At 67.9% G+C, this 25944-nt stretch carries 26 protein-coding genes and 1 pseudogene; 17 read left to right on the forward strand and 10 right to left on the reverse strand.

Annotation, left to right across the window (positions count from 1 at the left end; genetic code table 11):
- Positions 1-19: 19 nt before the first annotated feature.
- From GVY39_RS34345 to GVY39_RS12620, 3 genes and pseudogenes are all read left to right on the forward strand, one after another.
- Positions 20-907: pseudogene (locus tag GVY39_RS34345) on the forward strand (ABC transporter ATP-binding protein); the annotation flags it as partial.
- A 189-nt stretch (positions 908-1096) separates the two neighbouring features.
- Complete coding sequence (locus GVY39_RS34350) at positions 1097-1792, forward strand: ABC transporter ATP-binding protein (protein ID WP_236565436.1); 696 nt, start codon at positions 1097-1099, stop codon at positions 1790-1792.
- A gap of 110 nt (positions 1793-1902) precedes the next feature.
- On the forward strand, positions 1903-4437 hold the full coding sequence (locus GVY39_RS12620; protein ID WP_159923821.1) for a tetratricopeptide repeat protein: 2535 nt from the start codon (positions 1903-1905) through the stop codon (positions 4435-4437).
- Positions 4438-4442: 5 nt separating this feature from the next.
- Here GVY39_RS12620 and GVY39_RS12625 read toward each other — a convergent pair whose 3' ends face one another.
- Both GVY39_RS12625 and GVY39_RS12630 read right to left on the reverse strand, forming a co-directional pair.
- The gene (locus GVY39_RS12625) at positions 4443-5669 is read right to left on the reverse strand and encodes an FxsB family cyclophane-forming radical SAM/SPASM peptide maturase (RefSeq protein WP_159923823.1); all 1227 of its coding nucleotides are present in this window, start codon (positions 5667-5669) and stop codon (positions 4443-4445) included.
- 13 nt (positions 5670-5682) lie between these two features.
- Positions 5683-5847, reverse strand: a complete 165-nt coding sequence (locus GVY39_RS12630) for a hypothetical protein (RefSeq protein WP_159923825.1) — start codon at positions 5845-5847, stop codon at positions 5683-5685.
- Between the two features lie 138 nt (positions 5848-5985).
- Between GVY39_RS12630 and polA the strand changes: the two genes are divergently transcribed.
- Positions 5986-8766 carry a DNA polymerase I gene (polA, locus tag GVY39_RS12635; RefSeq protein ID WP_159923827.1) on the forward strand — a complete coding sequence of 927 codons (2781 nt, stop codon included), beginning with the start codon at positions 5986-5988 and terminating at the stop codon, positions 8764-8766.
- A gap of 200 nt (positions 8767-8966) precedes the next feature.
- Complete coding sequence (locus GVY39_RS12640) at positions 8967-9461, forward strand: carbonic anhydrase (protein WP_159923829.1); 495 nt, start codon at positions 8967-8969, stop codon at positions 9459-9461.
- Between the two features lie 67 nt (positions 9462-9528).
- On the opposite strand, the gene GVY39_RS12645 is transcribed toward GVY39_RS12640, so the two are convergent.
- Complete coding sequence (locus GVY39_RS12645) at positions 9529-9858, reverse strand: DUF6191 domain-containing protein (protein WP_159923830.1); 330 nt, start codon at positions 9856-9858, stop codon at positions 9529-9531.
- A 123-nt stretch (positions 9859-9981) separates the two neighbouring features.
- Here GVY39_RS12645 and GVY39_RS12650 point away from each other — a divergent pair, with 123 nt between their 5' ends.
- On the forward strand, positions 9982-10188 hold the full coding sequence (locus GVY39_RS12650) for a hypothetical protein (protein ID WP_159923832.1): 207 nt from the start codon (positions 9982-9984) through the stop codon (positions 10186-10188).
- 123 nt (positions 10189-10311) lie between these two features.
- Positions 10312-10722, forward strand: a complete 411-nt coding sequence (locus GVY39_RS12655) for an alpha-isopropylmalate synthase regulatory domain-containing protein (protein WP_236565426.1) — start codon at positions 10312-10314, stop codon at positions 10720-10722.
- Positions 10723-10865: 143 nt separating this feature from the next.
- On the opposite strand, the gene trxA is transcribed toward GVY39_RS12655, so the two are convergent.
- Positions 10866-11252: a thioredoxin gene (gene trxA / locus GVY39_RS12660; RefSeq protein ID WP_159923836.1), complete on the reverse strand. Its 387-nt coding sequence runs from the start codon at positions 11250-11252 to the stop codon at positions 10866-10868.
- A gap of 47 nt (positions 11253-11299) precedes the next feature.
- Positions 11300-11830, reverse strand: a complete 531-nt coding sequence (locus GVY39_RS12665; RefSeq protein WP_159923838.1) for a 2'-5' RNA ligase family protein — start codon at positions 11828-11830, stop codon at positions 11300-11302.
- A gap of 78 nt (positions 11831-11908) precedes the next feature.
- Between GVY39_RS12665 and GVY39_RS12670 the strand changes: the two genes are divergently transcribed.
- From GVY39_RS12670 to GVY39_RS12685, 4 genes are all read left to right on the forward strand, one after another.
- Complete coding sequence (locus GVY39_RS12670) at positions 11909-13003, forward strand: isocitrate/isopropylmalate dehydrogenase family protein (protein WP_159923840.1); 1095 nt, start codon at positions 11909-11911, stop codon at positions 13001-13003.
- Between the two features lie 232 nt (positions 13004-13235).
- On the forward strand, positions 13236-14159 hold the full coding sequence (locus GVY39_RS12675; RefSeq protein ID WP_159923842.1) for an ABC transporter substrate-binding protein: 924 nt from the start codon (positions 13236-13238) through the stop codon (positions 14157-14159).
- Positions 14160-14162: 3 nt separating this feature from the next.
- On the forward strand, positions 14163-15122 hold the full coding sequence (locus GVY39_RS12680; RefSeq protein WP_159923844.1) for an amino acid ABC transporter permease: 960 nt from the start codon (positions 14163-14165) through the stop codon (positions 15120-15122).
- 32 nt (positions 15123-15154) lie between these two features.
- Positions 15155-15907 (forward strand): amino acid ABC transporter ATP-binding protein, encoded by a 753-nt coding sequence (locus GVY39_RS12685; RefSeq protein ID WP_159924036.1) that lies wholly within the window; start codon positions 15155-15157, stop codon positions 15905-15907.
- Positions 15908-15969: 62 nt separating this feature from the next.
- On the opposite strand, the gene GVY39_RS12690 is transcribed toward GVY39_RS12685, so the two are convergent.
- Both GVY39_RS12690 and GVY39_RS12695 read right to left on the reverse strand, forming a co-directional pair.
- Positions 15970-16722 (reverse strand): SDR family NAD(P)-dependent oxidoreductase, encoded by a 753-nt coding sequence (locus GVY39_RS12690; RefSeq protein ID WP_159923846.1) that lies wholly within the window; start codon positions 16720-16722, stop codon positions 15970-15972.
- Positions 16723-17082: 360 nt separating this feature from the next.
- Positions 17083-17982 (reverse strand): LysR family transcriptional regulator, encoded by a 900-nt coding sequence (locus tag GVY39_RS12695; protein ID WP_159923848.1) that lies wholly within the window; start codon positions 17980-17982, stop codon positions 17083-17085.
- 71 nt (positions 17983-18053) lie between these two features.
- On the opposite strand from GVY39_RS12695, the gene GVY39_RS12700 reads away from it, so the two are divergent.
- From GVY39_RS12700 to GVY39_RS12710, 4 genes are all read left to right on the forward strand, one after another.
- Complete coding sequence (locus GVY39_RS12700) at positions 18054-19409, forward strand: FAD-binding oxidoreductase (protein WP_159923850.1); 1356 nt, start codon at positions 18054-18056, stop codon at positions 19407-19409.
- Between the two features lie 80 nt (positions 19410-19489).
- On the forward strand, positions 19490-20374 hold the full coding sequence (locus tag GVY39_RS12705) for an SPFH domain-containing protein (RefSeq protein WP_159923852.1): 885 nt from the start codon (positions 19490-19492) through the stop codon (positions 20372-20374).
- Between the two features lie 12 nt (positions 20375-20386).
- Complete coding sequence (locus tag GVY39_RS33880) at positions 20387-20545, forward strand: hypothetical protein (RefSeq protein ID WP_195071670.1); 159 nt, start codon at positions 20387-20389, stop codon at positions 20543-20545.
- A 99-nt stretch (positions 20546-20644) separates the two neighbouring features.
- A complete protein-coding gene (locus tag GVY39_RS12710) occupies positions 20645-20953 on the forward strand; it encodes a hypothetical protein (protein ID WP_159923854.1) in 309 nt (102 codons plus the stop codon).
- Here GVY39_RS12710 and GVY39_RS12715 read toward each other — a convergent pair.
- Positions 20937-21782 carry a class I SAM-dependent methyltransferase gene (locus GVY39_RS12715; protein ID WP_159923856.1) on the reverse strand — a complete coding sequence of 282 codons (846 nt, stop codon included), beginning with the start codon at positions 21780-21782 and terminating at the stop codon, positions 20937-20939. The genes GVY39_RS12710 and GVY39_RS12715 overlap by 17 nt on opposite strands.
- 241 nt (positions 21783-22023) lie before the next feature.
- On the opposite strand from GVY39_RS12715, the gene rpsA reads away from it, so the two are divergent.
- Entirely contained in the window at positions 22024-23490 is a 1467-nt protein-coding gene (gene rpsA / locus GVY39_RS12720; RefSeq protein WP_063022430.1) for a 30S ribosomal protein S1, read from the forward strand.
- A 75-nt stretch (positions 23491-23565) separates the two neighbouring features.
- Here rpsA and GVY39_RS12725 read toward each other — a convergent pair whose 3' ends face one another.
- Together GVY39_RS12725 and GVY39_RS12730 are read right to left on the reverse strand one after the other, a co-directional pair.
- Positions 23566-24144 (reverse strand): hypothetical protein, encoded by a 579-nt coding sequence (locus GVY39_RS12725; RefSeq protein ID WP_159923858.1) that lies wholly within the window; start codon positions 24142-24144, stop codon positions 23566-23568.
- Between the two features lie 115 nt (positions 24145-24259).
- Complete coding sequence (locus GVY39_RS12730) at positions 24260-24937, reverse strand: NAD(P)-dependent oxidoreductase (protein WP_159924038.1); 678 nt, start codon at positions 24935-24937, stop codon at positions 24260-24262.
- 85 nt (positions 24938-25022) lie between these two features.
- Between GVY39_RS12730 and GVY39_RS12735 the strand changes: the two genes are divergently transcribed.
- Complete coding sequence (locus GVY39_RS12735) at positions 25023-25724, forward strand: TetR/AcrR family transcriptional regulator (protein WP_159923860.1); 702 nt, start codon at positions 25023-25025, stop codon at positions 25722-25724.
- The last annotated feature ends 220 nt before the right edge of the window (positions 25725-25944 follow it).

Consider the following 25944-nt stretch of genomic DNA (forward strand, 5'->3'; position numbering starts at 1 on the left):
GCTGTTCGACAACGAGGACATGGCCGCGGGTTACGCGGCCGAGCCGCAGGCCGAGTCCGCGGGGACGGTCGACGTCACCCAGGTGATACCGGACCTCGCCGACGCCGAGACGGTCGCGGAAGTCGTCGCGCCGCGCCGCGATATCGAGACCGCGGTGGGTGAGCCGCTGCTGCGCACCGACGGCCTGACGGTGAAGTTCGGCGGTCTCACCGCGCTGGACCAGGTGAGCTTCGAGATCCGCCGCGGCGAGATCCTCGGTCTCATCGGCCCCAACGGCGCGGGCAAGACCACCTGCTTCAACGCGATCACCGGTATCTACCAGCCCGCCTCCGGACTGGTGTACTTCGACGGCAAGCCGCTGACCAAGACCAAACGCAACGCGATCACCCGGCTCGGCATCGCGCGCACGTTCCAGAACGTGCGGCTCTTCGGCGAGATGACGGCGCTGGAGAACGTCGTGGTGGGCACCGACGCACGGCACAAGACCTCGGTGCCCGGCGCGGTGTTCCGCACGCCGCGGCATCGACGCGAGGAACGCGACGCCATCGAGCGCGGCATGGCGCTGCTGGAGTTCGTCGGCATCGCTCCGCGCGCGGTGGAGAAGGCACGCAACCTGTCCTACGGCGACCAGCGTCGCCTGGAGATCGCCCGCGCGCTGGCCACGGAGCCGAAGCTGCTGTGCCTGGACGAGCCGGCGGCGGGATTCAATCCGAGCGAGAAGTCCGCGCTCATGGACCTGATTCGCAAGATCCGCGACGACGGGTTCACGGTGCTGCTGATCGAGCACGACATGCGGCTGGTCATGGGCGTGACCGACCGAATCGTGGTGCTGGAGTTCGGCCGCAAGATCGCCGACGGATTGCCCGCGGACATCCGCGACAACCCGGCGGTGATCGCGGCCTACCTCGGCGTGCCGGATACCGAGGTGAGCGAATTCGACCCCGCCGTGCCGGAGGGCAGCGAGAGCGGCGAAAGCGCGCCGTCTGGTCCGGAACCGGCGGCGGCGCCGGGCGCCGAGACGGCGGTCACTCCACCGGTGACCGAGGCGCCGGACAAGCCTCCTGCCGCGGGTGCTCCGCTGCTCGAAGTGGAGGGCATGGTCGTCAACTACGGCAGGATCCGAGCGCTGCACGGGATCTCGCTGACCGTCGCCGAGGGCGAGCTGGTCACCCTGCTCGGCGCCAACGGCGCGGGCAAGACGACCACCATGCGCGCGATGTCCGGGCTGCTGCCGCTGACCCGCGGCCGAATCCTGTTCGAGGGCCGCGACATCACTCGGATGAAGGCGCACGAGCGGGTGACGCACGGGTTGATCCAGGCTCCGGAGGGCCGGGGTGTCTTCCCCGGCATGACGGTGCAGGAGAACCTCGACATGGGCTGCTACGGACGAGGTTTCAAGCGGAAGGGCGAGTACGACCGGACGCTGGAATGGGTGTTCGAGCTCTTCCCGCGATTGCTCGAGCGGCGCAAACAGGTCGGCGGCACGCTCTCCGGCGGTGAGCAGCAGATGCTGGCCATCGCCCGCGCACTGATGGCGCGTCCGCGGCTGCTGTTGCTCGACGAGCCGTCGATGGGTTTGGCGCCCATGGTGATCCAGCAGATCTTCCGGATCATCGGCGAGATCAACCAGCAGGGCACCACGGTGCTGCTGGTGGAGCAGAACGCCCAGCAGGCGCTGGCCCGCAGCGACCGCGCTTACATCATGGAGACCGGTGAGGTCACCAAGTCCGGCCGCGGCGCGGAATTGCTCACCGACCCCGCGGTGAAGTCGGCGTATCTGGGCGTGGGATAGGCGTCTTCACCAGCGCGGCCTGTGCTCCCGATGCCCGGGAGCACAGGCCGCTTCGGTCCGCTGAAGCTTTTTCCGGGCGATGACCGCGTCCCGCGGGTTACCGTTGACAGGTGACAGCGGTCGGACGGCCGTGGCGGGTGTTCTTGAGTCACACTCGTGATCTCCGGTCCAAGCCGAGTGGACGTTCCTGGATCACCTCGGCCGAGGAAGCGGTGAAAAGGTTCCGGCATGCGCCGGTGGACATGAAGTACTTCGCCGCCGATGGCCGGCCACCTGCCCAGGTGTGCGCGGAGCTGGTCGGTCTCGCCGATCTGTACGTCGGGATCATCGGGAGCAACTACGGCTCGCCGGTGCCCGATGACCCGTCACGCTCTTACACCGAACTCGAGTTCGACACCGCCACAGCGGCGGGCAAACGCAGACTGGTGTTCTTGGTCGCGGACGATTCACCCAGGCCGGCCGACGCCCGCCAGCTCGCGTTCCACGCTCGGCTGCTCGATTCCGGGCTGACGATCGCCCGCGTCGCCGACCCGGGTGAGCTGGACGCCGCGCTGACGCAAGCCATCGCCCAGCTGATGCTCGACGACGCGATGCGCGGCCCTGTCGTGGCGCCGGCTTCGAGACCTCGCCCACGTCAATTACCGGCCGCTGCATCGGGTTTCACCGATCGCGCCGAGGACAGCGCCTGGCTGACCGCACTACTGCGCGGTGACGGAACGTGCGCGCGCTCGATCGGCATCATCAGCGGTCCGCCCGGTGTCGGAAAGTCGACGCTGGCGGTCCGGGTGGCGCACGCGCTGCGCGCGGAGTTCCCGGACGGGCAACTGTATCTGGATCTGCACGGGTACAGCGCGATGCCGGCATCGACGGCCTACGAGGCCCTGGATCGTTTCGTGCGGACCCTCGACGACACCGCGCAGGGGGACCCGGAGCTGGACGTGGAACGGCTGGCGCAGCGCTACCGCGCGCTGCTCGATGGGCGGCGCGTGCTGGTGGTCATCGACAATGCCTTGACTCCGGAACAAGTGCGGCCGCTGCTGCCGCCGCCTTGCTGCGCGACCGTGATCACGTCACGAAGCCCGTTGTCCGGGCTGGTGGTACGGGACGATGCGAGCAGGCTGGTGTTACGGCCACTGATGCCGGCCCACGCCGAGACGTTGCTGAGGACCGCGACCGGCTCGCAGGACAGCGCCGCGGCGGCGAAGGTCGCACGGATGTGCGGGCATCTGCCGCTGACGCTGAAGCTCGCTGCGGAGCACGCCGCCGTGTCCGGCATGACCTTGGGTGAGCTCGCGGCCGAGCTGTCGAACGAACGGAACCGGCTGGACGCACTGGCCGGTGTGGACGGTGACCCGACATCGGAGGTACGGATGGTGTTCTCCTGGTCTTACCGGAATCTGCCCCATGATCTCCGCCGTGCATTCCGGCTTCTCGGTTTGCATCCGGGCGATGAATTCAGCACCACGGCCGCGGCGGCGCTGCTGGGTGTTCCGGCGGATCGAGCCCGCCGAATCCTGGACTCCCTCGTGGCATTCAGTGTGCTGGAGCGCCTGTCCCGCAATCGTTACCGATTGCTGGACCTGTTGCGGGAGTACGCGGCAGAGCGAGCCGCGGAAGACGAGCCCGACGGAGCGCGTCACGCTGCGCTGGCTCGGGAACTCGACTGGTACGCGCATACCGTGGACGCCGCCGACCGATTGCTGGCGCCGCTGCGTCGGCATGTGCCGCTCGAGCCGCCCGGCCCCGGCACTCCGACCACCGAGTTCGGCGACTACGACAATGCTCTGAAGTGGTGTGACAGCGAGAGAGCCAACCTGGTCGCGGCGATACGGGCCGCCGGTACGGACGGTATGCCGGACGTCGCGTGGCGGCTGGCGCTGGCCGCGGTGACTTTCTACAAGATCCGCCGTCACCACGACGATTGGCTGACGACCAGTGAACTTGCGGTGACCGCGGCGCGGGAGGCGGGAGACGCCTTCGCCGAGCAGTGGTGCCTGACCAGTCTGGGTGGCGCGTTGGTCGAGGTCGGCCGTTTCGAAGAGGCGCGGTCGGCGTACGAGCAGTCGCTGCGGATCAACCGGCAGATCGGCGACCGGATCGGCGAGGGCATGGCGCTGGGAAACCTCGGGGAGGCCGCGCGTGAGCTCGACCGCCCCGACTATGCCAGCGAGCTGGGCGAACAGGCCCTCGCGATCTGGCGCGCGATCGGCGATCGGCGCAACGAAGCCATTGTGCTGCGAGATGTCCTCGCCGGTGCGCGCTTCGATCACGGTGACTACCCGGCGGCGGAACGGCTCTACCGGGATGCCCTCGCGGCTTGTCATGGCATCGACTCGCACACCGAGGGCAACGTACTGCACGACCTGGGTACCACCCTGCAGGCCATGCTCCGGTACGGGGAGGCCGCGGATACTTACGAAGAGGCGCTGGCGGTGCGGAGGATGAGCGGCGACCGTTTCGGGGAGGCGGAAACCCTTTACGCCCTCGGGGAGACCCGGCGGTTGCTCGGCGACCAGGTGGGCGCGCAGAGCGCGCTGCTCCAAGCATTGGCCGTTTACGTGGAATCGGGTTCACCCCGTGCCGACGAGGTGCGTGCGCGCCTGCGCGAACTGGGGGTCGATTCGGAGGATGGGCACGGGAGCTAGGGCTGCTACCTGCTGCGGGTGGCGCGGATTGCGGCGAGTGAGGTCCCGCGCCGCGCCAAGCCGTCGGCAACCCGCTGCTCTATATGAGTGATCATGGCGAACAGGTCGGCGCAATAGACGGACGGATTGCCGAACCCGTTCTCCGGCCGATACCGATGGGGGTAGAGGCCGCCACCGCAGATCCGGTGGTGTGCGCAGGAGCGACAGATGGGCGACAGCGCGTCGATTCCCTGCTGCCTGGCTACGAAGGACGGTAGTCGCAGCACGTCGTCGAGTGCGTGCCGCAGGACATGCAGGCCGGTGGCCGCTGCGCCGTCGTGCACGGCTTTCATGCTGTCCACCTGTTCGTATGAACCATCGGTCTCGATGACCACGAGCGCCACCGGATCCAGCCCGAACGATTCATAGCTTTCGGTACCACCGAGCACCAGATGCACCAAATCCTCGAATATACGTACCCCGCAGGGACATTCGGCCGCATCGAACCACTCATCGAAGATGGGTATCAGCCAGTCGGCGTACGGAGTACGACCGTCGCCGGGAACCAGACCGGGCGGCGGGTTCTCCCACGTGCCGTGCGGGAGCAGGAAATCGACCGCGGGCAGATTCCTATCCCGCAAAGCCCGCCAGACGTCGAGCGGATCGGCCTCGAGTTGGATGGTGCAGAGGACGCCGCTGAAATACGCGCTCCGCTCCGGCTCACGCATGAGCTCGATCGCCGCCACGACGGTGTCGTAGCTGGACCTGCCGTTACGGAAACGCCGGTGGAGGTCGTTGGCCTTCCGGTCTCCGTCCAGGCTGATCCCGATGCCGATATCGGCTGCGATCAGGCGGTCGGCGGCCACCGCGTCCAGCCGCACGCCGTTGGTCTGAACCGAAGCGACGACACGGGTGGGCGCCAGTCGGTGGCGCAGCTCGTCGACGATCCGCACAAGGTAGTCAGGGCCTGCGAGCAGAGGTTCTCCACCGTGCAGCCGGACGGTCACACTGTCCAGATCGTGTGTACGGGCGTGCTCGGCGATGCGGTCGCCGACAGCGGCGACGATTTCCGGCGCCATACCGCGCGGTTGGTTGCGCCACGACTGATCCGCCAAGTGATAGACGTAGCAGTAGTCGCAGTCCAGATTGCACCGGGACTGAACCTTGAGAACGAACTCGCGTAACGGACGGAATCCGCCGGTCGGCCGCGCCGGAGCCGAGGAGAAGCCCGGCCACGGCAGATCCGCCGACATCTCTGTATCCGGATTACCGGTCTTGTCGTGGGGCGCGGACGGCGGTGACCGCGCGCCCGTTCGAACTGTGGGCGTAGGCCGCGCAGTCCGCGGCTCGCGGAGCGTGCAATCGCTCCAGGGCCAGGTCGAGCGCGGATGCCGGAGCGGAAACCGGGGGAATCTCGGCGGGCGATTTCATGGCGGCTCCTTATGGAAGTCTGTCTCTATCATCGCATTTCAACCCGCACGGCGAGGGGTGAATGAGCGGTCCGCGTACCGACCGGGCCGCAGGTGGGATCGGCGCGCCGCCGACCGTCGGTCAGCCGGGTGTCGGCGTATGGCCTTGTCGGTGCCGGTCCCTAGACTCTGGGGCGTGAGTTCACCCACGACCGCTCCGCGTCCTGCCCCCGCGTCCGGCTCCATCGATCCCGGTTCGGGGGACCGGCCGACGCTGCTGTTGCTGGATGGGCATTCGATCGCCTATCGCGCGTTCTTCGCGCTACCGGCGGAAAACTTCAAGACGGTCACCGGGCAGACCACGAACGCGGTCTACGGCTTCACCGCGATGCTGATCAACCTGCTGCGCGACGAGAAGCCGACACACGTTGCCGCGGCGTTCGACGTCTCGCGCCAGACCTTCCGTGCCGAGGCGTACCCGGAGTACAAGGCCAATCGCACCACCACGCCGGACGAGTTCCGCGGCCAGGTCGAGCTCACCAAGGACGTGCTCGGGGCGTTGGGCATCCCGGTGATGGCCATCGAGGGCTTCGAGGCCGACGACATCATCGCCACGCTCACCACGCAGGCGACGGCCGCGGGTTTCCGCGTGTTCATCGTCACCGGTGACCGGGACGCCATCCAGCTGGTGGACGAGAACGTCACCGTCTTGTACCCGCGCAAAGGCGTATCGGACCTGACCCGGTTCACTCCGGAAGAGGTGATGGCCAAATACGGCCTCACGCCGAACCAGTACCCCGACTACGCGGCGCTGCGCGGCGACCCCAGCGACAACCTGCCCGGCATTCCCGGCGTGGGGGAGAAGACCGCCGCCAAGTGGATTCGTGAGTACGGTGACCTCAACGTCCTGGTGGAGAAGGTCGACCAGGTGAAAGGCAAGGTCGGCGACGCGCTGCGGGCGAATCTGAGCAGCGTGGTGCTCAACCGGCAGCTCACCGAGCTGATGCGGGACGTGCCGCTGCCCTACACCCCCGATCAGCTGGCGCAGGGGCCGTGGGATCGCGAGAAGATCCATCAGTTGTTCGACGATCTCGAGTTCCGCGTGCTGCGCGACCGGCTGTTCGAGACGCTGGCGCCGCCGGAGCCGGAGGCGGAGTCGGGATTCGAGATCAGCGGCGGCGCGCTGGAGATCGGCGCGGTCGCGGGCTGGCTGGCCGAGCATGCGAAAGCCGGTGCGCGCCATGGTGTATCGATCGTCGGCACGGGCTCTCCGGCCGGTGGTGACGTCCGAGCGCTGGCCATCGCGGCGGGTGACGGCGAAAGCGGCTACATCGACGTCACGGTGCTCACCCCGGAAGACGAAGCCGCGCTGGGCGCTTGGCTCGCCGACCCGGCCGTGCCGAAGGCACTGCACGAGGCCAAGGCCGCCCTGCACGCGCTGCGCGGTCGCGGCTGGACTCTCGGCGGGCTGACCAGCGACACCGCGCTGGCGGCGTATCTTGTCCGCCCCGGTCAGCGCACCTTCAACCTCGATGACCTGTCGTTGCGCTACCTGCACCGAGAGCTGCGCGCCGAGGCCGGCGAGACCGCGCAGCTGTCACTGCTCGACGAGGAGGACGCCGTCGACGCCGAGTTGGCGCGGGCGCAGATGTTGCGCGCGCGTGCCGTCGCCGACCTGGCCGACGCGCTCGACGAGGAACTGGCGAAGATCGAATCCATCCCGCTGCTGGCGGACATGGAGCTGCCGCTGCTGGGTGTGCTGTCCGCTTTGGAGGAGGCGGGCATCGCGGTGGACACCGACCAGCTCGCGACGCTGCAGCGGCAGTTCGCCGACCGGGTGGCAGATGCGGCCGAGGCGGCCTACGAGGTGATCGGCAAGCAGATCAACCTGGGCTCGCCCAAGCAGTTGCAGGTGGTGCTGTTCGACGAGCTGGACATGCCGAAGACCAAGCGCACCAAGACCGGCTACACCACCGACGCGGACGCGCTGGAGTCGCTCTACGAGAAGACCCAGCACCCGTTCCTGGAGCATCTGCTCGCGCATCGCGACGCCACCCGCCTGAAGGTCACCGTCGACGGCCTGCTCAAGTGCGTCGCCGAGGACGGTCGCATCCACACCACGTTCAACCAGACGATCGCGGCCACCGGTCGGCTGTCCTCGACCGAACCGAACCTGCAGAACATTCCCATCCGCACCGACACCGGCAGGCAGATCCGCGACACATTCGTGGTCGGCTCCGGCTACCAGTCGCTGATGACCGCGGACTACAGCCAGATCGAGATGCGGATCATGGCGCACCTGTCCGGGGACGAGGGGCTGATCGAGGCGTTCAACTCCGGTGAGGACCTGCACACTTTCGTGGCGTCGAAAGCGTTCGACATCCCGATCTCCGAGGTCGGTCCGGAACTGCGCCGCCGGATCAAGGCGATGTCCTACGGCTTGGCCTACGGATTGAGCTCCTACGGTCTGTCCGCGCAGTTGAAGATCAGCACCACCGAGGCGAAGGAGCAGATGGAGGTCTACTTCGCCCGCTTCGGCCGCATCCGCGACTACCTGTACGAGGTGGTGGAGCAGGCGCGCAAGGTCGGCTACACCGAGACGCTGTTCGGCCGCCGCCGCTACCTGCCCGACCTGGACTCCAGCAACCGGCAGCGCCGGGAATCGGCAGAACGGATGGCGCTCAACGCCCCGATCCAGGGCACCGCGGCCGACATCATCAAGGTGGCGATGATCAACGTGCACCGGGCCATGAACGAGGCCGGTTTGCGCTCGCGGATGCTGTTGCAGATCCACGACGAACTGTTGTTCGAGGTAGCCGACGGCGAGCGGGAGGTGCTCGAGGCGCTGGCACGCGAACAGATGTCCTCCGCCATCGCCCTCTCGGTGCCGCTGGAGGTCTCGGTCGGCGTCGGCCACAGCTGGGACTCCGCCGCGCACTGACCGGCTCCGCGCACCGCACCGGACATGCCGGGCCCGACCGCACGGGCCCGGCATGGGGCAATCGGCGAGCTATCATCGGGCCGCCGCGTGCAAGTGAATGAATCACGGTGAACGGGACCGCTGTCCCATACTGCGCGGCCACCTACCGTTGGGCTGATCACACAGAGGGATTCACGCATACCGAGCGCAGGGGATGGCCCATGACTGTCACCGACGAGTACCTGGAGAACAACGCCGCCTATTCGAGCACCTTCCGAGGCCCGCTGCCGCTGCCGCCCGCCAAGGGCGTGGCCGTGGTCGCGTGCATGGACGCGCGGCTCAACGTCTACGGCGCGCTCGGCCTCGCCGAAGGCGAGGCGCACGTCATCCGCAATGCGGGCGGCGTCGTCACTCCCGACGAGATCCGCTCGCTGGCCATCAGCCAGCGGCTGCTCGGCACGAGGGAGATCATCCTGATCCACCACACCGATTGCGGCATGCTCACCTTCGCCGACGACGACTTCAAGGCGAGCATCCAGGAGGAGACCGGGATCAAGCCCGAGTGGGCGGCGGAGGCGTTCTCGGACCTGGAAACCGATGTGCGTCAATCGATCGCGCGCATCGTCGCCAGCCCGTTCGTGCCGCACAAGGATTCGATCCGCGGGTTCGTCTTCGATGTCGCCACCGGCAAGCTGAACGAGGTTCTTCCCCGCTAGGGGGCGAATCCGCCCGCACAGTGCGATCCGGAAGACGGCGCCCGGATCTCCCTACGGCCGACCATGTTCACGAAGTCCGGCTTCCCGAAGGCCGCTGCCCGACCAGGCGGGCCGAACCGTGGGCGAGATCTACCTCGTCGCGGGGCGGCGCGCCGTCGGACTTGTCCTCGCGGTGCATCAGTGTCGTCAGCCGCTGCTCGAACTCGTGGTGTTTGCCGCCTTGGAAAACCGCCGTGACTTCTTCGAAGCCTGCGGCCGCCACCGGGCGGCCGGACCGCTTGCGGGTCCAGGGCAGCGCGCGGCTACCGGTGAGCTTGTTCCAGGCGACTTCGGCGAAGGCGAACAGGATGAGCAGGACGGCCAGACCCGGAATGGTCATCGCGACGAGGAGACCCATGTCACCGACGCTACCCTCGTTCCGCCCGCAGCGGCCTGAACTGCACGAACGGTACTCGTCAGTAGACAAATCGGGCATCGAATGTGGTTGCTATTGCGTCGCGATGTCCCTATTCTCGATGCCGTGCCGAATCCCGCCGACCGCCGCAGCGCAGCGCTCACCGTCGCAGACCGCGACAGCGCTCTGCTTTCGGCGTCGCTCATCGGGCCCTCCGTGGTGACGCAGGCTACCGCCTTCGAGCCCGAGGTTCGCGCCGAGCTACTTCCGCTCACCGCGATGGTGGCGCCGCGTCCCCGAGTCCTCGTAGTACCCCGCCGTAGCGGGGTCTGATTCGGGCCGGCCCCCTCGCTGCGGGCTTTTTCACTTGTTAGTGCTGGTCCCCTCTGTCAACTGAACCACGACATTCTCCGGGAAGACCTACTTTCAATGACCATCCTTACTCTTGATACAGACATGTTCCACGCCGCCGCTCCCAAGGGCTTACGCGCCGAAGCCGCCGGGCTGACCTCGGCAGAGTTCCACAGCCGCTACTGCGCGGACGGCGGTCCGATCCGCCTCGGTGAGTGGTCTCCTGCGGGCGCGCGCACCGCGGAGTTCACCGCCACGCTGGAGTTCGCCGACCATCTGCGGACCGTCGTGGCCACCGGCAGCCCGGTCGCCGCGCTGACCTCGGCTCTCTACGAGGAGGGCTACCCCGTGGAGATTCTGCAATTCCACCAGCGGCGCACCGCGGACGGCACCGCCACCTTCGTGCGGTGCGAATGCAACGGCAGGCGCGGCTGGGGCGCGGCGATCGCCGATGACGGCGCGGAATCGACGGTTCGCGCCATGATCGCGGGCGTCAACTTGCTCGGCGTGTCCTGAGATCACGCACGGACCGCGGGGAGGCAGCCTGCCGCCCCCGTCACCGTGGGGAGTGGGCCCGGACGCGGACTTCGCTCCCGCGCGTCCGTCCCCGGGCCCGAGTGAAAATCGTTGCGGCGCAGTGTTTCACCGCGCCGCGCGGATCACTGTCCGGCTTGGTTCTCGGCAGCCGCCTGCTGCTCGGCGAGCTGCTTGCGCACCTCGTCCATATCCAGCGCCTTGACCTGGGTCACCAGATCCTCGAGCGCGGCGGGCGGCAATGCGCCGGGCTGCGCGAACACCAGCACGCCCTCCCGGAAGGCCATGATGGTCGGGATCGAGCGGATGTTGGCAGCCGCCGCCAGGCCCTGCTCGGATTCGGTGTCGACCTTTCCGTGCACCACGTCGGGGTGCTTGTCGGAGGAGGCCTCGAAAGTCGGTGCGAAACTCTTGCACGGACCGCACCAATCGGCCCAGAAATCGACGAGTACCACGTCGTTTCCGGTGACTACCTCATCGAAATTGTGCTGGGTCAGCGTCTGGGTGGCCATGACATCCTCTCGTCTCGGTATGCCTGCTACAACGCGGGCTTCCTCGGTTATCTTCCACGGCGGATCCGGCCGACCGGCCATTCGCGCCGCTGATCCCCGTCCCACCGACGGATACCCAGCACCGTCGCCGGAAAATCCCGGTCACCGGCCACGGCGTGGATCGCCTCGCCGAGCAGGTGCGGGGGCACCCGCCTGGCCAGGGTGATGTGCGGCGTCCACGCGTCCGGGTGCACATTGGCCGGAACGCCGGGACACGGGGAAATCGTGTGGAAGATCCGCCGGTGCAACGCGAGCAGCGCCTCGGACGGCACCACCAGTCGCACCAGGATCGGACGGCGCGCACCGAAGACCACCAGTCCGCCGAGCCGCACGGGGATCGGCGCGAAGGCCAGCTCGTCCAGGGCCTGCTCGATGCGCGGCCAGATCTGCCTGGCCACCGCGGCGGTGATGTGCGGACGGTTGGACTCGTCGGTGCGCGCGGCCAGGCTCGCCACACCGGCCTCCGCGAGCATCTGCCACTGGCGGCGGATCTCGGTGTCGGCGGCCTCGTCGAGGAGTAGTTCGACCGACTGCACCATGGTCCCCGAAGGTAACCGCATCCGGCGTTGCCGCGGGCCGGTTCCGGCACCCGGGCATGTCGGCGGGAGGATGTCCCGGTGAACGACGTGAATCAACCTCGGGAGGGGCGGGCACTGCGGCTCGGCCTGATCGACGGCGACGGCATCGGCCCCGAGGTGGTGCGAGCCGCCAGGCAGGTGGTCGACGAGGCGTTGTCGGCGGTGGGCGCCGCGCCGGTCGACTGGGTGCCGCTGGCCATGGGCCACGCTGCCATCGCCGAATTCGGCGCCCCGCTGCCGGAGCAGACACTCGAGCAGCTGGCCGGGGTGGACGCGTGGATTCTCGGCCCGCACGACAACGCGTCGTATCCCGCCGAACACCGCATCGCGCCGGGCGGCGTGATCCGCAAGCGTTTCGACCTCTACGCCAACATCCGTCCCGCGCGGGCGTTCGCCGGTGTGCACGCGGCGGCGCCGGGCATCGACCTGGTGATCGTCCGGGAGAACAGCGAAGGTTTCTACGCCGACCGGAACATGTTCGCCGGAGTGGGCGAGTTCGGGCCCACGCCCGATATCGCGATGTCGGTCGGGCTGGTGACCCGTGCCGCCTGTGAGCGGATCGCGCATCAGGCGTTCCGGCTGGCCACGACACGACGCAAGCGGGTGACGATCGTGCACAAGGCCAATGTCCTGCCGTTGACGATGGGACTGTTCCGCGACGTCTGCCGGGAGGTCGGACTCGCGTACCCGGGCGTCGAGGTGGACGACGAACATGTCGACGCGGCGGCGGCGCATCTCGTCCGCGCCGCCGCCGACTACGACGTCCTGGTCACCGAGAATCTGTTCGGTGACATCCTGTCCGACCTGGCCGGGGAACTGAGCGGGTCGCTCGGCCTGGCCGCGTCGCTCAACTGCTCGGCCACCACGGCGATGGCCCAGGCGGTGCACGGGGCCGCGCCGTCGCTGGCCGGGCACAACCGCGCGAACCCGGCAGCGTTGCAGCTGTCGTCGGCGATGCTGTTGCGCTGGTTGGCGACCCGGGACGCGGAGGTGACCCTGGCGCGGGCGGGTGAGCGGATCGAGCGGGCGGTCGCCGCGACCTTCGAGGCGGGCATCGCCACCGCCGACCTGGGGGGACTCGCATCGACCAGCGAGTTCACCGAACAGGTGTGCGCCAGGGTGCATCGCTGGTAGCCCGAGCGGGTGTGCCGGGACGGAACGCGGATCCACGCCGGTGTCGCGCCCGACCAGGCCGCCGCAACCCGAACCCGCAGGTCAGCTGGCAACGGGGTAGGGTGTCGGGCCGGTGCGGCGGCACGGGACCGGCGACGGTTTCGTGTTGCTGTTGCATTACTGTCCAGCGCGGAGCGTCCCGGTCGCTTAGATTGCCAAACGGGTGGTGACGCCCGGGTTGCGTGGAGCAAAAATGTGGAGGACTGCTGTGTCTGATCGATCGTTTCTCGGCAGGCGCGTCCTGCGAGCCGCCACGGGCGCGCTCGCCGCGGGCGCGCTCGTGTTGACCGGATGTACCACCAACACCGAGGAAACCGGACCCTCGGTGGCCAAGGTGCAGGTGGACAAGGTCGAAGAGATCGCCGCGCAGCTGCCCGACAAGATCAAGCAGTCCGGCAAACTCGTGGTCGGCGTGAACGTCCCCTATCAGCCGAACGAGTACAGGGACGCCAGCGGCCGGATCGTCGGCTTCGACGTGGACCTGATGGACGCGGTCGCCTCCGTGCTCGGCGTGAAGGCCGAATACGTCGAGTCGGCCTTCGAGAAGATCATCCCCGCCATCCAGGCCGGTACCTACGACGTGGGCATGTCATCGATCACCGACTCCAAGGAACGCGAGCAGCAGGTCGACTTCACCACCTACTTCAACGCGGGTGTCCAGTGGGCCCAGCAGAAGGGCAAGCCGGTCGACCCGGAGAACGCCTGCGGCAAGAAGGTCGCCGTCCAGGCCACGACCGTGGAGCACACCGAGGAGGTGCCCGCCAAGAGCGCCAAGTGCGTCGCGGAGGGCAAGCCCGCGATCGATATCAAGCCGTTCGACGAGCAGAGCGCCGCGACCAACGCGCTGGTTCTCGGTCAGGTCGACGCCATGTCGGCCGACTCCCCGGTGACCGCGTACGCGATCAAGCAGAGCGGCGGCAAGCTCGAGACCGCGGGGCCGGTGTTCGACTCCGCACCCTACGGCTGGGCGGTGCCCAAGGGCGCGCCGCTGGCCGCCGTGCTGCAAAAGGCCGTCCAGCACCTGATCGACAACGGCAAGTACCTCGAGATCACGAAGAACTGGGGTGTCCAGGAAGGCGCCATCACCACGTCCGTCATCAACGGCGCCGTGAGCTGATCGATGGCGGACAACGACACTTGGCCTGCGCCCGGTGATCCCGGGCCCGGCGGAGTGGATTCGACGCGGGAGCCGGAGCCGATCAAAGCGGTTCCGCTGCGCAGGCCGGGGCGCTGGATAGCGGCGGCGGTCATCCTCGTCCTGGTGGCGCTGTTCGTCTACGGCGCCGCGACGAACCCGGCCTATCGCTGGGACACCTACTGGAAGTATCTGTTCGACAGCCGGATCACCGCGGGCGCCATCGTGACGCTGGAACTGACGGTGTGCGCGATGGCGATCGCGGTCGCGCTCGGGACGATGCTGGCCGTGATGCGGCTGTCGCCGAACCCGGTATTGCGCGCCACGGCGTGGGTGTATCTCTGGATCTTCCGCGGCACCCCGGTGTTCGTGCAGCTGGTGTTCTGGGGGTTGGTCCCCTCGCTCTACAGCCAGATCCAGTTGGGCGTTCCGTTCGGGCCGCAGTTCTTCCAACTCGACGTGCAGCAACTGCAGGCCGCGTTCACCTTCGCGGTGCTCGGCCTCGGCCTCAACGAAGCCGCCTACATGGCCGAGATCGTCCGGGCCGGGATCAACTCCGTCGGCGAGGGGCAGCGGGAGGCGTCGTTCGCGCTCGGCATGTCCTGGAATCAGACCATGCGCCGCACGGTGCTGCCGCAAGCTATGCGCGTGATCATCCCGCCGACCGGCAATGAGCTCATCGGCATGCTGAAGACCACCTCGCTGGTCACCGGCATCCCGCTGAGCACCGACCTCTTCGGCCGGGCACGCGATATCTACGGCGTGAACTTCCAGCCGATTCCGCTGCTGTTGGTCGCCGCCACCTGGTACTTGGCGATCACGAGCGTGCTCATGGTCGGGCAGTTCTACTTGGAGCGCTATTACTCGCGCGGCGTCTCCCGCAGGCTGACCGCCAAGCAGCTGCAGGAACTCGCCGACGCCCAGCAGGTGGAGAAGGCGAAATGAGCGTGGACGTCGAGAAGACCACCTCCCCTCCGATGATCGTGGCGGACCGGGTCTGCAAGAACTTCGGGGCGCTGCAGGTGCTCAAGGGCGTTTCGCTCGAGGTGGGCCGCGGTGAGGTGCTGTGTCTCATCGGGCCGTCCGGCTCGGGAAAGTCCACCTTCCTGCGCTGCATCAACCACTTGGAACAGGTGAACGCGGGCCGGCTCTACGTCGACGGCGAGATCGTCGGCTACCGGGAGAAGAACGGCAAGCTGCACGAGATGCACCCGCGCGACGCGGCCAAGCAGCGCCGCGAGATCGGCATGGTGTTCCAGCACTTCAACCTGTTCCCGCATCGGACCGCGCTGGAGAACATCATCGAGGCGCCGACCCAGGTCAAGAAGGTCCGCAAGGCCGACGCGGTGACCAGGGCGCGGGAATTGCTCGACCGGGTCGGCCTGGCGGACAAAGCGAACGCCTACCCGGCACAACTGTCGGGCGGTCAGCAGCAGCGCGTGGCGATCGCCCGCGCGCTGGCCATGGACCCCAAACTCATGCTGTTCGACGAGCCGACCTCCGCGCTGGATCCCGAACTGGTCGGCGAAGTCCTCACGGTCATGCGCGAACTCGCTCGCTCGGGCATGACGATGGTCGTCGTGACCCATGAGATGGGATTCGCCCGCGAGGTGGCCGATCAACTGGCGTTCATGGACGGCGGCGTGGTCGTGGAGGCGGGACCGCCTCGGCAGCTGCTGGCCGATCCACGCCAGCAGCGCACGAAGGCCTTCCTTTCACGACTGCTTTGATTTCCGTCACCGACGAGGGCGGTATCCGGCACCAGGTCCCGGAAGGCCTCCCGGTCTCGAAGTCAGTCGACGAGGGCGCCACACGAAAGGTTGAGGACCGCGCCGGTCATGGCGCCTGCCATGTCGGACGCGGCGAATACCGCCGCGTCGGCCACCTCGGCGAGGCGGGGAAGTCGCCCGAGTCGGGTATCGCCTATCAAGGTCTGCAGGGAGGGGTCGTTCTCGGACAGGCCAGGGACGGTCTCCGGGGCGAAGTTGGAGCGAATGCATACGACGCGCACCCCGTACCGGCCGACTTCGCCAGCGAGGCTGCGGTTGAGGGCCTCGATGCCGGCGCAAGCGATGTTGAATCCACCCATGCGGTACCGATATTCAGCGGCTGCGGTAGCGGATAGCAGGACGATGACCCCGCTACCCCGCGCAGTCATCCGGCGTGCCGCCGCGGTCGTGGTGATGAAGTGTGAACGCGCGGCCTCGATGATCGGGATCATGAAGTCCTGGAGGTCCATATCGACCAGCGGCACGTCTTGGATTGCCTTCATACCTACCGCGTTGAAGGAGATATCGAGCGAGCCGGCTTCTTCGATCATCTCGTCTGCGTGAGCCTCTACAGCCGTTCGATCGAACACGTCGACCTCTGCGACCTTCGCGCGACCGCCGGATGCCGTGATCTCCTCGGCCACGATTTCCAGCGTCGCCCGAGTGCGCCCGACCAGATAGACCTGTGCCCCTGCGCCGGCGTACGCCCGCGCCACTGCCCCGCCCATACTGCCTGCCGCTCCGTACACCACCGCGTTCTTACCAATCAAACTCATACAACTTCAGACGGGTCGAGCTGAAGAAAATCATCGCCGCGCATCTGCCTGCCGCGGCTTTCCCGCCTTCGGACTCCGAGCGGCGCGGCGGTACCGGCGATTAATCGCTTCGTGGCGTGGATGATGGAGTCCAAAGCGTGCTGTGCGCTGGTGAGCTCACCGATGGCGGCGGAGATCCTGTCGCGTTCCCGGTGCAGATCGGCGAGCAGGTCCGGACAGGCCGCGGCCAGCCCGTCGCCGGTGTCGAGGATGCAGGGCAGGACATGAGCGATGGTGGCAGTGCTGAGGCCCGTGGCCAGCAGAGTGCGGATGCGATGGACCCGCTCGGCGGGCGCTTGCCACTCCGGCGGGCCGGTCGGTTCATTCGTCGACGCGCAGGGCGATTCGCAGCTGACCGAGCAGCACTTCGGCGGCTGGGCTCGCGGGACGGTCGGTGCGCCAGGCCAGCGCGAGACGCCCGCGCACTTCCGGTTCCACGATGCGCATGGTCCGCACTCCGAAAGCCTCGGCCTCCTCGGCGGTGAGATCGGGCACCACGGCCACGCCGAGACCGCGTGCCGCCAACCGCAGCAGGAGTGCGGGCGCCGCCGCCTCGTAAGCGACGGCGGGTTCGAAACCCGCCGCCGCGCAGGCTCGCTCGAAGACGGCGCGGATGCCGGTGCCCGGCGTCAGACAGATCAGCGGACGATCGCGCAGCGCCCTGACCGGGATCTCGGCGCCGTCGCCGAGGTCCCTCGCCGCGACCGCCGCCACCACCGCGGTCTCCAGCAGCACCTCGATACCGATGCCGGGACCGACGTCCGCGCCGGTCATTCCGATCAGAGCCATATCGAGTTCGCCCCGGTCGAGGGCGGCGAGCATCCGCTCCGAAGTGTCCTCGGTCAGGCTGATGCCGACTTGCGGGTGGTCTCGGTGGAAATCGGCGAGCACCGCGGCGACGTCGAATTCCTCGACCGCCGCCCCCGAGATGAGCCCGAGCCGGACTTGTCCGCGGAGCAACCCGGTGAACTCGTCCGCCGTGTGGGTGATCCGCTCGGCGGCGGCCAGCGCCGCCCGCGCGTGCGGCAGCACGGCCGCGCCCACCTCGGTCGGTGTGACCGTACGCCCGCCACGGTCGAGCAGTGGCAGGCCGAGCTCGCGCTCCAACTGACGGATCTGGGCGCTGAGCCCGGGCTGGGTCAGATGCAGCCGCGCCGCCGCGCGGGTGAAGTTCGCCTCCTCGGCCACCGTGACGAAGTAGCGAAGCTGCCGCAATTCCATAACTAGCAATTATAGGAAGTAGAAAAGCTGGCTGTTTTACTTATTGAACTCGTCGGGGAATCGTCGAAGCCATGGGACACATAGCAGAGACCATCGACCTCGACGCTTTCACCGGCCCGATCTTCCGTCCCGGCGACGCGGGCTACGACGCGGAGATCGCCGGTTTCCAGACCGCCTACACGCATCGCCCCGCCCTGATCGTCGGCGCTGCGCACGCCGAGGACGTGCGCGCTGCCGTGGAGTACGCGGCGCGGCACGAGTTGCCGATCGCGGTACAGGCGACCGGTCACGGGCTGTCGGTCGCGGCCGACGGGGGAGTGCTGATCAGCACGCGCCGGTTGGCGGGCATCCGCATCGATCCCGTACGCGGGACCGCCCACATCGGCGCCGGGGTCCGCGCGGGCGCGCTGGTCGACGCGGCGGCCGAGCACGGATTGGCGCCGCTGAACGGCTCGTCGCAGTCGGTGGGGATGGTGGGCTATCTGCTCGGTGGCGGCGTCGGACTGCTCGCGCGTCAGTTCGGGTACGCCGCCGAGCACGTGCGGGCGATCGAGCTGGTCACCGCCGACGGCAGGGTGCGCACGCTGTCGCCGGGCGACGAACTGTTCGGCGCCGTGCTCGGCAGCGGAGGCAACTTCGGTGTCGTGACCGGCCTCGAGGTCGGTCTGGTCCCGGTCACCACGGTGTACGGCGGGCAGTTGGTGTTCGACACGCCGCTGGTGGAGCGGGCGTTGGACGCGTGGCGGCAATGGACCGCGACCGTGCCGGAGGAACTCACCTCGACGGTCGCCATGCTCGCATTCCCGGATATCCCGCCGGTGCCCGCGCAACTGCGCGGACGGTACGTCGCCTCGATCCGGATCGCGTACAACGGGCCTGCCGAGCAAGCCGAACGGCTGATCGCACCGCTGCGTGCGGTCGGCGAACGGCTGACCGACGACCTGCGCACGATGCCGTACACCGAGTCGCACACCATTCACAGCGACCCCGATCACCCGCACGCTTACGCCGCCACCAACGCGCTGCTGAGTGAGTTCACCGAGGACGCCGCCGCGGCCTTGCTGGCTGCCGCTGGGCCGGAATCCGGCGCGGGGGCGGTGGTCGACATCCGTCATCTCGGTGGCGCGTCGGCCCGCCCGGGCGACGCCGGAATCGCGGTGGACCATCGTGAGGCCTCCTATGTCGTCCGGATCATCACCGGCCCCGAGGCTGCCGCGACCCGAGCCGATATCCGTGCCGCGCTGGCGCCGTGGACTCTCGGGCACAGCCTCAACTTCCTCTACGGGGCGGGCGCCGAGGCGGACGAGGCGCAGACCCGCGCAGGCTTTCGGCCCGACACCTACGCCCGGCTGGCGGCGCTCAAAGCGCAGCACGATCCGCGCAACCTGTTCCGCTTCAACCGCAACATCCGGCCGGACGCCCGGTGAGTTCGCCGCCGCCGCTGCCTGGTGGGGCGCGGCGGCAGCATGCTATCTTCGTGATATCACTCTGATATTGGGAGGATGTCATGCAGTTTCGATCCGCGTTCCGCCTGAACGGCTTTCTGGTGCTGCTGGGATGGTTCGTGCTCACGCTCCTGTTCGGCGCCGCCGCGGCGTTCGGTTTCGTCGCGGGAGCCCGCCACGGCAACGGCCTCGCCGTGGCCGGCGCGGTGGCCGCGACGGTGATGGTGGTCGTCTTGCTGTTGCTCGCGACCGGCCTGACCGTGGTGAACCCCAACGAAGCCAAGGTGGTGCAGTTCTTCGGCCGCTACGTCGGCTCGGTGAGCGAACCGGGCTTCTTCTCGGTGCTCCCGCTGACCGACCGCAAGAGCATCTCGCTGCGCGTGCGGAATTTCGAAACCCAGAAACTCAAGGTCAACGACGCCGACGGCAACCCGGTCGAGATCGCCGCGGTGGTCGTCTACCGGGTGGTGGACAGCTTCAAGGCCGCCTTCGCCGTCGACGACTACGAGGAGTACGTCGAGACCCAGTCCGAGGCGGCCGTGCGGCACTTGGCCACGACGCATCCCTACGACGCGCACGAGGCGGGCCGCACCAGCCTGCGTGACGGCGCCGAGGTCGCCGAGGAGCTGACCGTGGAATTGCGTGACCGCACCGAGATGGCGGGCATCGAGGTGCTGGAGGCGCGGATCACCCACCTCGCCTACGCGCCCGAGATCGCCCAGGCCATGCTGGTTCGGCAGCAGGCGGCCCAGGTGGTCGCCGCGCGAACCCGGATCGTGGAGGGCGCGGTCGGCATGGTCGGCCTGGCTCTGGAGCGGCTTGCGCAGGAAGGCATGGTGGAGCTGGACGAGGAGCGCAAAGCGGCGATGGTGTCGAACCTGCTCGTCGTGCTGTGCGGTGACCGTCCGACTCAGCCTGTCGTCAACGCCGGTTCGCTCTACTCCTGAGGCGGGCGGCCCGTGGCTGAGCGCAAGAGACTGCTGCTACGCCTGGACCCGGCCGTCCACGACGCCATCGCGAAGTGGGCGGCCGACGACCTGCGCAGCATCAACGCCCAGATCGAGTACGCGCTGCGCCTGGCGCTGGATCAGGCCGGGCGCAAACCGAAGTCGCAGTGAGGCGACTCCGAGACCGATCAGAGATGGTGCCCCGCCCGATCGGCGCGAAGACTGCTAAGTGTCGGCAACTTCGGCCGTACCCACGGAAAGGGGACACAGATGGCCGCGACAGTGCACATCGACCACGTCGTGCGCGACTACGAGACGTGGAAACCGATGTTCGACGCCTTCGACAATTTCCTCGCCGAGGCGGGGGCTCGCAACTGCCGGGTGCAGCGATTCACGCACTATCCCAATCGGGTGCTCGTCGACGTGGACTTCGACAGCATGGCCGCGGCCGAGGCGTTCCGGGAGCGACTGCGCGAGATCGCCGGTCAGCCGCGGTCGCAGGAGATGCTGGTCACGCACGAGGTCTCGATCCTCGAGCTGGTCGACGAGCATCATCCGAAGCTCACGGCTTCCTCGTGACGAAGATCGCCGTGCCGGGGAAGAGTTCGCCGCGCATCGGGCTCCACTGTCCCCATTCGCGATCGAGCCATTCCGGCCATTCCGGTTCGACGATGTCCTCCAGGACCAATCCCGCCGCGACGATCTCGCGCACGCGGTCGCCGATGGTCCGGTGGTGCTCGACGTAGGTGGGCACGTCGTCGCCGTCCACCTCGACATAAGGGGTGCGGTCGAAGTACGGGATGGTGGCGGTCAGCCCCGCCGGACCGGGATCGTCCGGGAAGATCCAGCGCAACGGGTGGTTCACCGAGAAGACCCAGCGCCCGCCCGGCCGCAGCACCCGCGCCACCTCGCGCATCACCAGCGCGGAATCGGCGACGAACGGCACGGCGCCGAACGCCGAGCAGGCCAGATCGAACGAGGCGTCGGCGAACGGAAGAGCCTCCGCGTCCGCCTGCACCAGCGGCACCCGCGGCCCGCCGCGCGCCATGACCCCCAGCCCCCGTTCGAGCATGCCGCGCGACAGGTCGAGCCCGACCGGCCGCGCACCCTGCCCGGCCAGCCAGCGCGCGCACGGAGCCGAGCCGCAACCGATCTCCAGCACCCGCTTGCCGGTGACGTCGCCGAGGAAGCGCATGTCGCCCTCGTGCATGCCCTCCGGGCACCAGACGAACTCGCCGCCGGGCGACTCCACGCCGAGGAACTCCGCGTGCGTCTCGTGGTACTGGGCGGCATCGGCGTCCCACCATCGTCGGCTGGCCAGCCTGCTGGCCGCCGATCCGATCCGGGTTCGCGCTATTCCCGCCGTTCCGAGCAGTGCGTTTGCTTGCGCATGGCGATCTTCCGACACGCCGATCAGACTATCGGCGTGGCGACCCGACCGGTTTGCCCGCCCGGACCGAGGTCGCGTACGCTGAACGCGCGAGTGTCTTCCGTACAGCCGTACCGGAGTTCAACCCGTGCTGAGTTTCACGCGCGTCGCGTGCGGTACGTTCCTAAGTGTCCGTCTTCACACCTCGCGGTGAGATCGCAGCGTACCGAAAGTTCCAATGTCCGCAACCGACCACAATCCGTCCGGAGCAAACCGACATATGCCCACCACCGTCACCTCGCCGCAGGTAGCCGTCAACGACATCGGCTCCGCCGAGGATTTCCTCGCCGCCATCGACGCCACGATCAAGTACTTCAACGACGGCGACATCGTCGAAGGAACCATCGTCAAGGTCGATCGCGACGAGGTCCTGCTCGACATCGGTTATAAAACCGAAGGCGTCATCCCCTCTCGTGAACTCTCCATCAAGCACGACGTCGACCCCAACGAGGTCGTTTCCGTGGGCGATGAGGTCGAGGCCCTTGTTCTCACCAAGGAGGACAAGGAAGGCCGCCTGATCCTGTCGAAGAAGCGGGCGCAGTACGAGCGTGCGTGGGGCACCATCGAGGAGCTCAAGGAGAAGGACGAGGCCGTCAAGGGCACCGTCATCGAGGTCGTCAAGGGCGGCCTGATCCTCGACATCGGCCTGCGCGGCTTCCTGCCCGCGTCGCTCGTCGAGATGCGGCGGGTCCGCGACCTCCAGCCGTACGTCGGCAAGGAGATCGAAGCCAAGATCATCGAGCTGGACAAGAACCGCAACAACGTCGTGCTCTCCCGCCGCGCGTGGCTGGAGCAGACCCAGTCCGAGGTGCGCAGCGAGTTCCTGCACCAGCTGCAGAAGGGCCAGGTCCGCAAGGGTGTGGTCTCCTCGATCGTCAACTTCGGCGCCTTCGTCGACCTGGGCGGCGTGGACGGTCTGGTGCACGTCTCCGAGCTGTCCTGGAAGCACATCGACCACCCGTCCGAGGTCGTCGAGGTCGGCAACGAGGTCACCGTCGAGGTGCTCGACGTCGATCTGGATCGCGAGCGCGTCTCGCTGTCGCTCAAGGCGACCCAGGAAGACCCGTGGCGTCAGTTCGCCCGCACCCACGCGATCGGCCAGATCGTGCCGGGCAAGGTCACCAAGCTCGTTCCGTTCGGCGCGTTCGTCCGCGTCGAGGAGGGCATCGAGGGCCTGGTGCACATCTCCGAGCTGGCCGAGCGCCACGTGGAGGTTCCCGACCAGGTCGTGGCCGTCGGCGACGACGCGATGGTCAAGGTCATCGACATCGACCTGGAGCGTCGCCGGATCTCGCTGAGCCTCAAGCAGGCCAACGAGGACTACCACGCCGAGTTCGACCCGTCGAAGTACGGCATGGCCGACAGCTACGACGAGCAGGGCAACTACATCTTCCCCGAGGGCTTCGACCCCGACACCAACGAGTGGCTCGAGGGCTTCGACAAGCAGCGCGAGGAGTGGGAAGGCCGCTACGCCGAGGCGGAGCGTCGCCACAAGATGCACACCGCGCAGATGGAGAAGATGGCGGCCGACGCCGCGGCCGAGGCCGCGAACGGCGGCGGCGCGTCGAACTACTCCTCCGAGAGCGGTTCGCAGTCCTCCGCCAGCCAGGCCGAGCCCGCCGGCGGTTCGCTGGCCAGCGACGCTCAACTGGCGGCTCTGCGTGAGAAGCTGTCCGGCAACGCCTGATCGGCATCTGCTGAGCTGATTCGCGACTGCACCCCAACCGGTTTCCGGTTGGGGTGCAGTCGTTTGTGGTTCTGATCAACGCCCCGCAGGGCGCTTTCGGCGATGCGGCCTGCGAATCCCCCGTGAAGGCTTCGTCGTTCCGCGCTGCACCTCGGGCACCTCCTCGGGTCGCTCGGCCGCTTCGTGCGGAGCGACTGTCTGCGCCGTCGTGAGCGCCACCACCTGGATCTCCTCCAAACGCAGGCCGATCCCCGCCAGCCGGGCGATCACACCCAGCCGATGCTCCGGCAAGCCAGGGCGGATAGGCAATGGAGCCTGCCCGTGCCGACGCAGGACATACGTCCGGCGCTCGGCATCGAACACGACCGGTGCACCGTCCCGAATTGCCCGGTAGGCGACCAAGTCCAGCGCACCGTGCCTGATCGGGTCGATCATCAGCGCCTCGATGAACTGCTCCGCTTGACGCAGGCGCAGTTCCAGCTCCGGCGGGTCCAAATGCTCGAACCGCCGCCTGACCCGCAACCGGTAGTCCTCCACCGCGCGGTGCAGCAGATACCGGTGCCGCTCGATCTCGACCGCCAACTCGATCGCGCGATCGATGTCGATGGTCGCCGGGTCACGTGGGTCGGGCGTCGAAGCGTGGACTTCAGGCATGGACTCTCCTCGGTCGGGTTGCGGATTACATTGGGCGGCAACTCGTTCGACGTCCGACGATGTTCATTGTGCCGGAGGGGTCCGACACAAACGGGGTCCGTGGATTCGTACGCGCTCAGTAGCCGACGGTGAACCGGCGTTGGATGAAGCGGGGTTGCTCGGCTTCGTCGAGGAGCGCGACCGCTACGTCTTCGGCGGAGAGATCCGCGCCGCCGACGAGCAACTGATCGCCGCCGATCCGGAAGCGGCCGGTGCGCTCGCCGGGATTGATCCGCCCCGAGGAGGGGCTCAAATAGGTCCAATTGCGGTTGGACAGCCGGTAGACGTTCAACGCGTCGCGCAGCGCACGCACCACCTCGACATACTCCGCCGGGACGTCGAGCACTTCGGTGAGATTGCGAATGAACTCGTCCCCGGTGTCGAGCAGTTGTACGCCGGGCGCCACCTCCAGGCTGCCCGCTCCGCCCACCGCGATCAGCCGGACGCGCGGCTGCCGATCCAGCGCGGCGACCATCGCTCGCGCACCAACCACGAAATCGTGCGCGTTGGTGATGGTGTCGGCGATGCCGTGCCCCGCGTTCACCGCGCTCACGACCACGTCGAGGCCTGCGATCGCCGCCGCCACGCTCTCGGCGTTCAGCCAGTCGGCCACCGCCCACGTCTCGTCCCCGTGCCGAGCGGGGAACCGGGCCGCGTCGCGGGTGAAGGCGGTGACCCGGTGCCCGCGCTGTAGGGCTTCGGCGACGACCCGCGAACCGATGACGCCGGTAGCCCCGAAAACTCCGATATCCACCATTACTCCTTAACAACGTTCATTTACTACACGCCGTTCAGTAGCGGCACGGCTGATAGTAGCCAAACGCTGTAGAGTGTCAACCGTGGCCGAGGTCGTCAGAAGTCGCCGGGAGCGCCTGCGCGCGCAGACGCTGGAGGACATCACCGCGATCGCGATGCGGCTGCTCATGGAGGGAGGTCCGGACGCGATCTCGTTGCGTGCCATCGCCCGCGAGATGGGGATGACGGCGGGTGCGATATACGGCTACTACGCCACCCGCGACGACCTGATCTCCACGCTGATCTCCGACGTCTACACCGCCTTGGTCGACCGCCTCGAAGCCGCACGCGACGCCGTACCGGTCGAAGATCCGGCCGGGCGCATCATGGCCTGGGCCGAGGGCGTGCGCGCTTGGGCCGTTGAGCGGCCCGCCGAATTCCGGCTCATCTATGGTGACCCGGTGCCCGGTTACAGGCCGCCGCCGGGTGGTCCCGCCGCAGCGGCCGAATTGCGTGCCTGCACCGGGCTGGTCGGTCTGGCGAGTGCCGCATGGCCACGGGCCGCGGCCACGCAGACTGCCGGGGACTGCGCGTGGTCGGATTTCGACGCCGCCTTGGCGGAGCACGTCCGTTCCGACTTCCCGGAGCTGCCTCCGGACGCGCTGGCTCTGGCTCTGCGCATGTGGGGCAGGATGCACGGATTGATCGCGCTCGAGGTGTACGGCCACCTGCGCCCGCAATCCCGAGACCCGGCGAAACTCTTCCGCGCCGAGATGCGTGACCTGGTCCGGTCTCTCGGCCTGTAGGCGGGTCGGCTCAGCGAGTGGCGGGCACCGCGCGGGAGAGCGTGGCACCGGGTTCCGCGACGAAGGTCTCGAAGACGAAAGATTGCTGGCAGAACATCGAATTCGAAAACTTGTAATGTCTCGGCCGCCTATGAATGCGGAATCTCGGCGTCCCGTCGCACCGTCGGCTTCGCCGTCACTCGTTTCGGCTCGGGTCGGACGATGAGCTTCCGGCTGCCTT

The sequence above is a fragment of the Nocardia sp. CY15 genome (genome assembly GCF_009829295.1).
GTDB classification, from domain to species: domain Bacteria; phylum Actinomycetota; class Actinomycetes; order Mycobacteriales; family Mycobacteriaceae; genus Nocardia; species Nocardia sputi.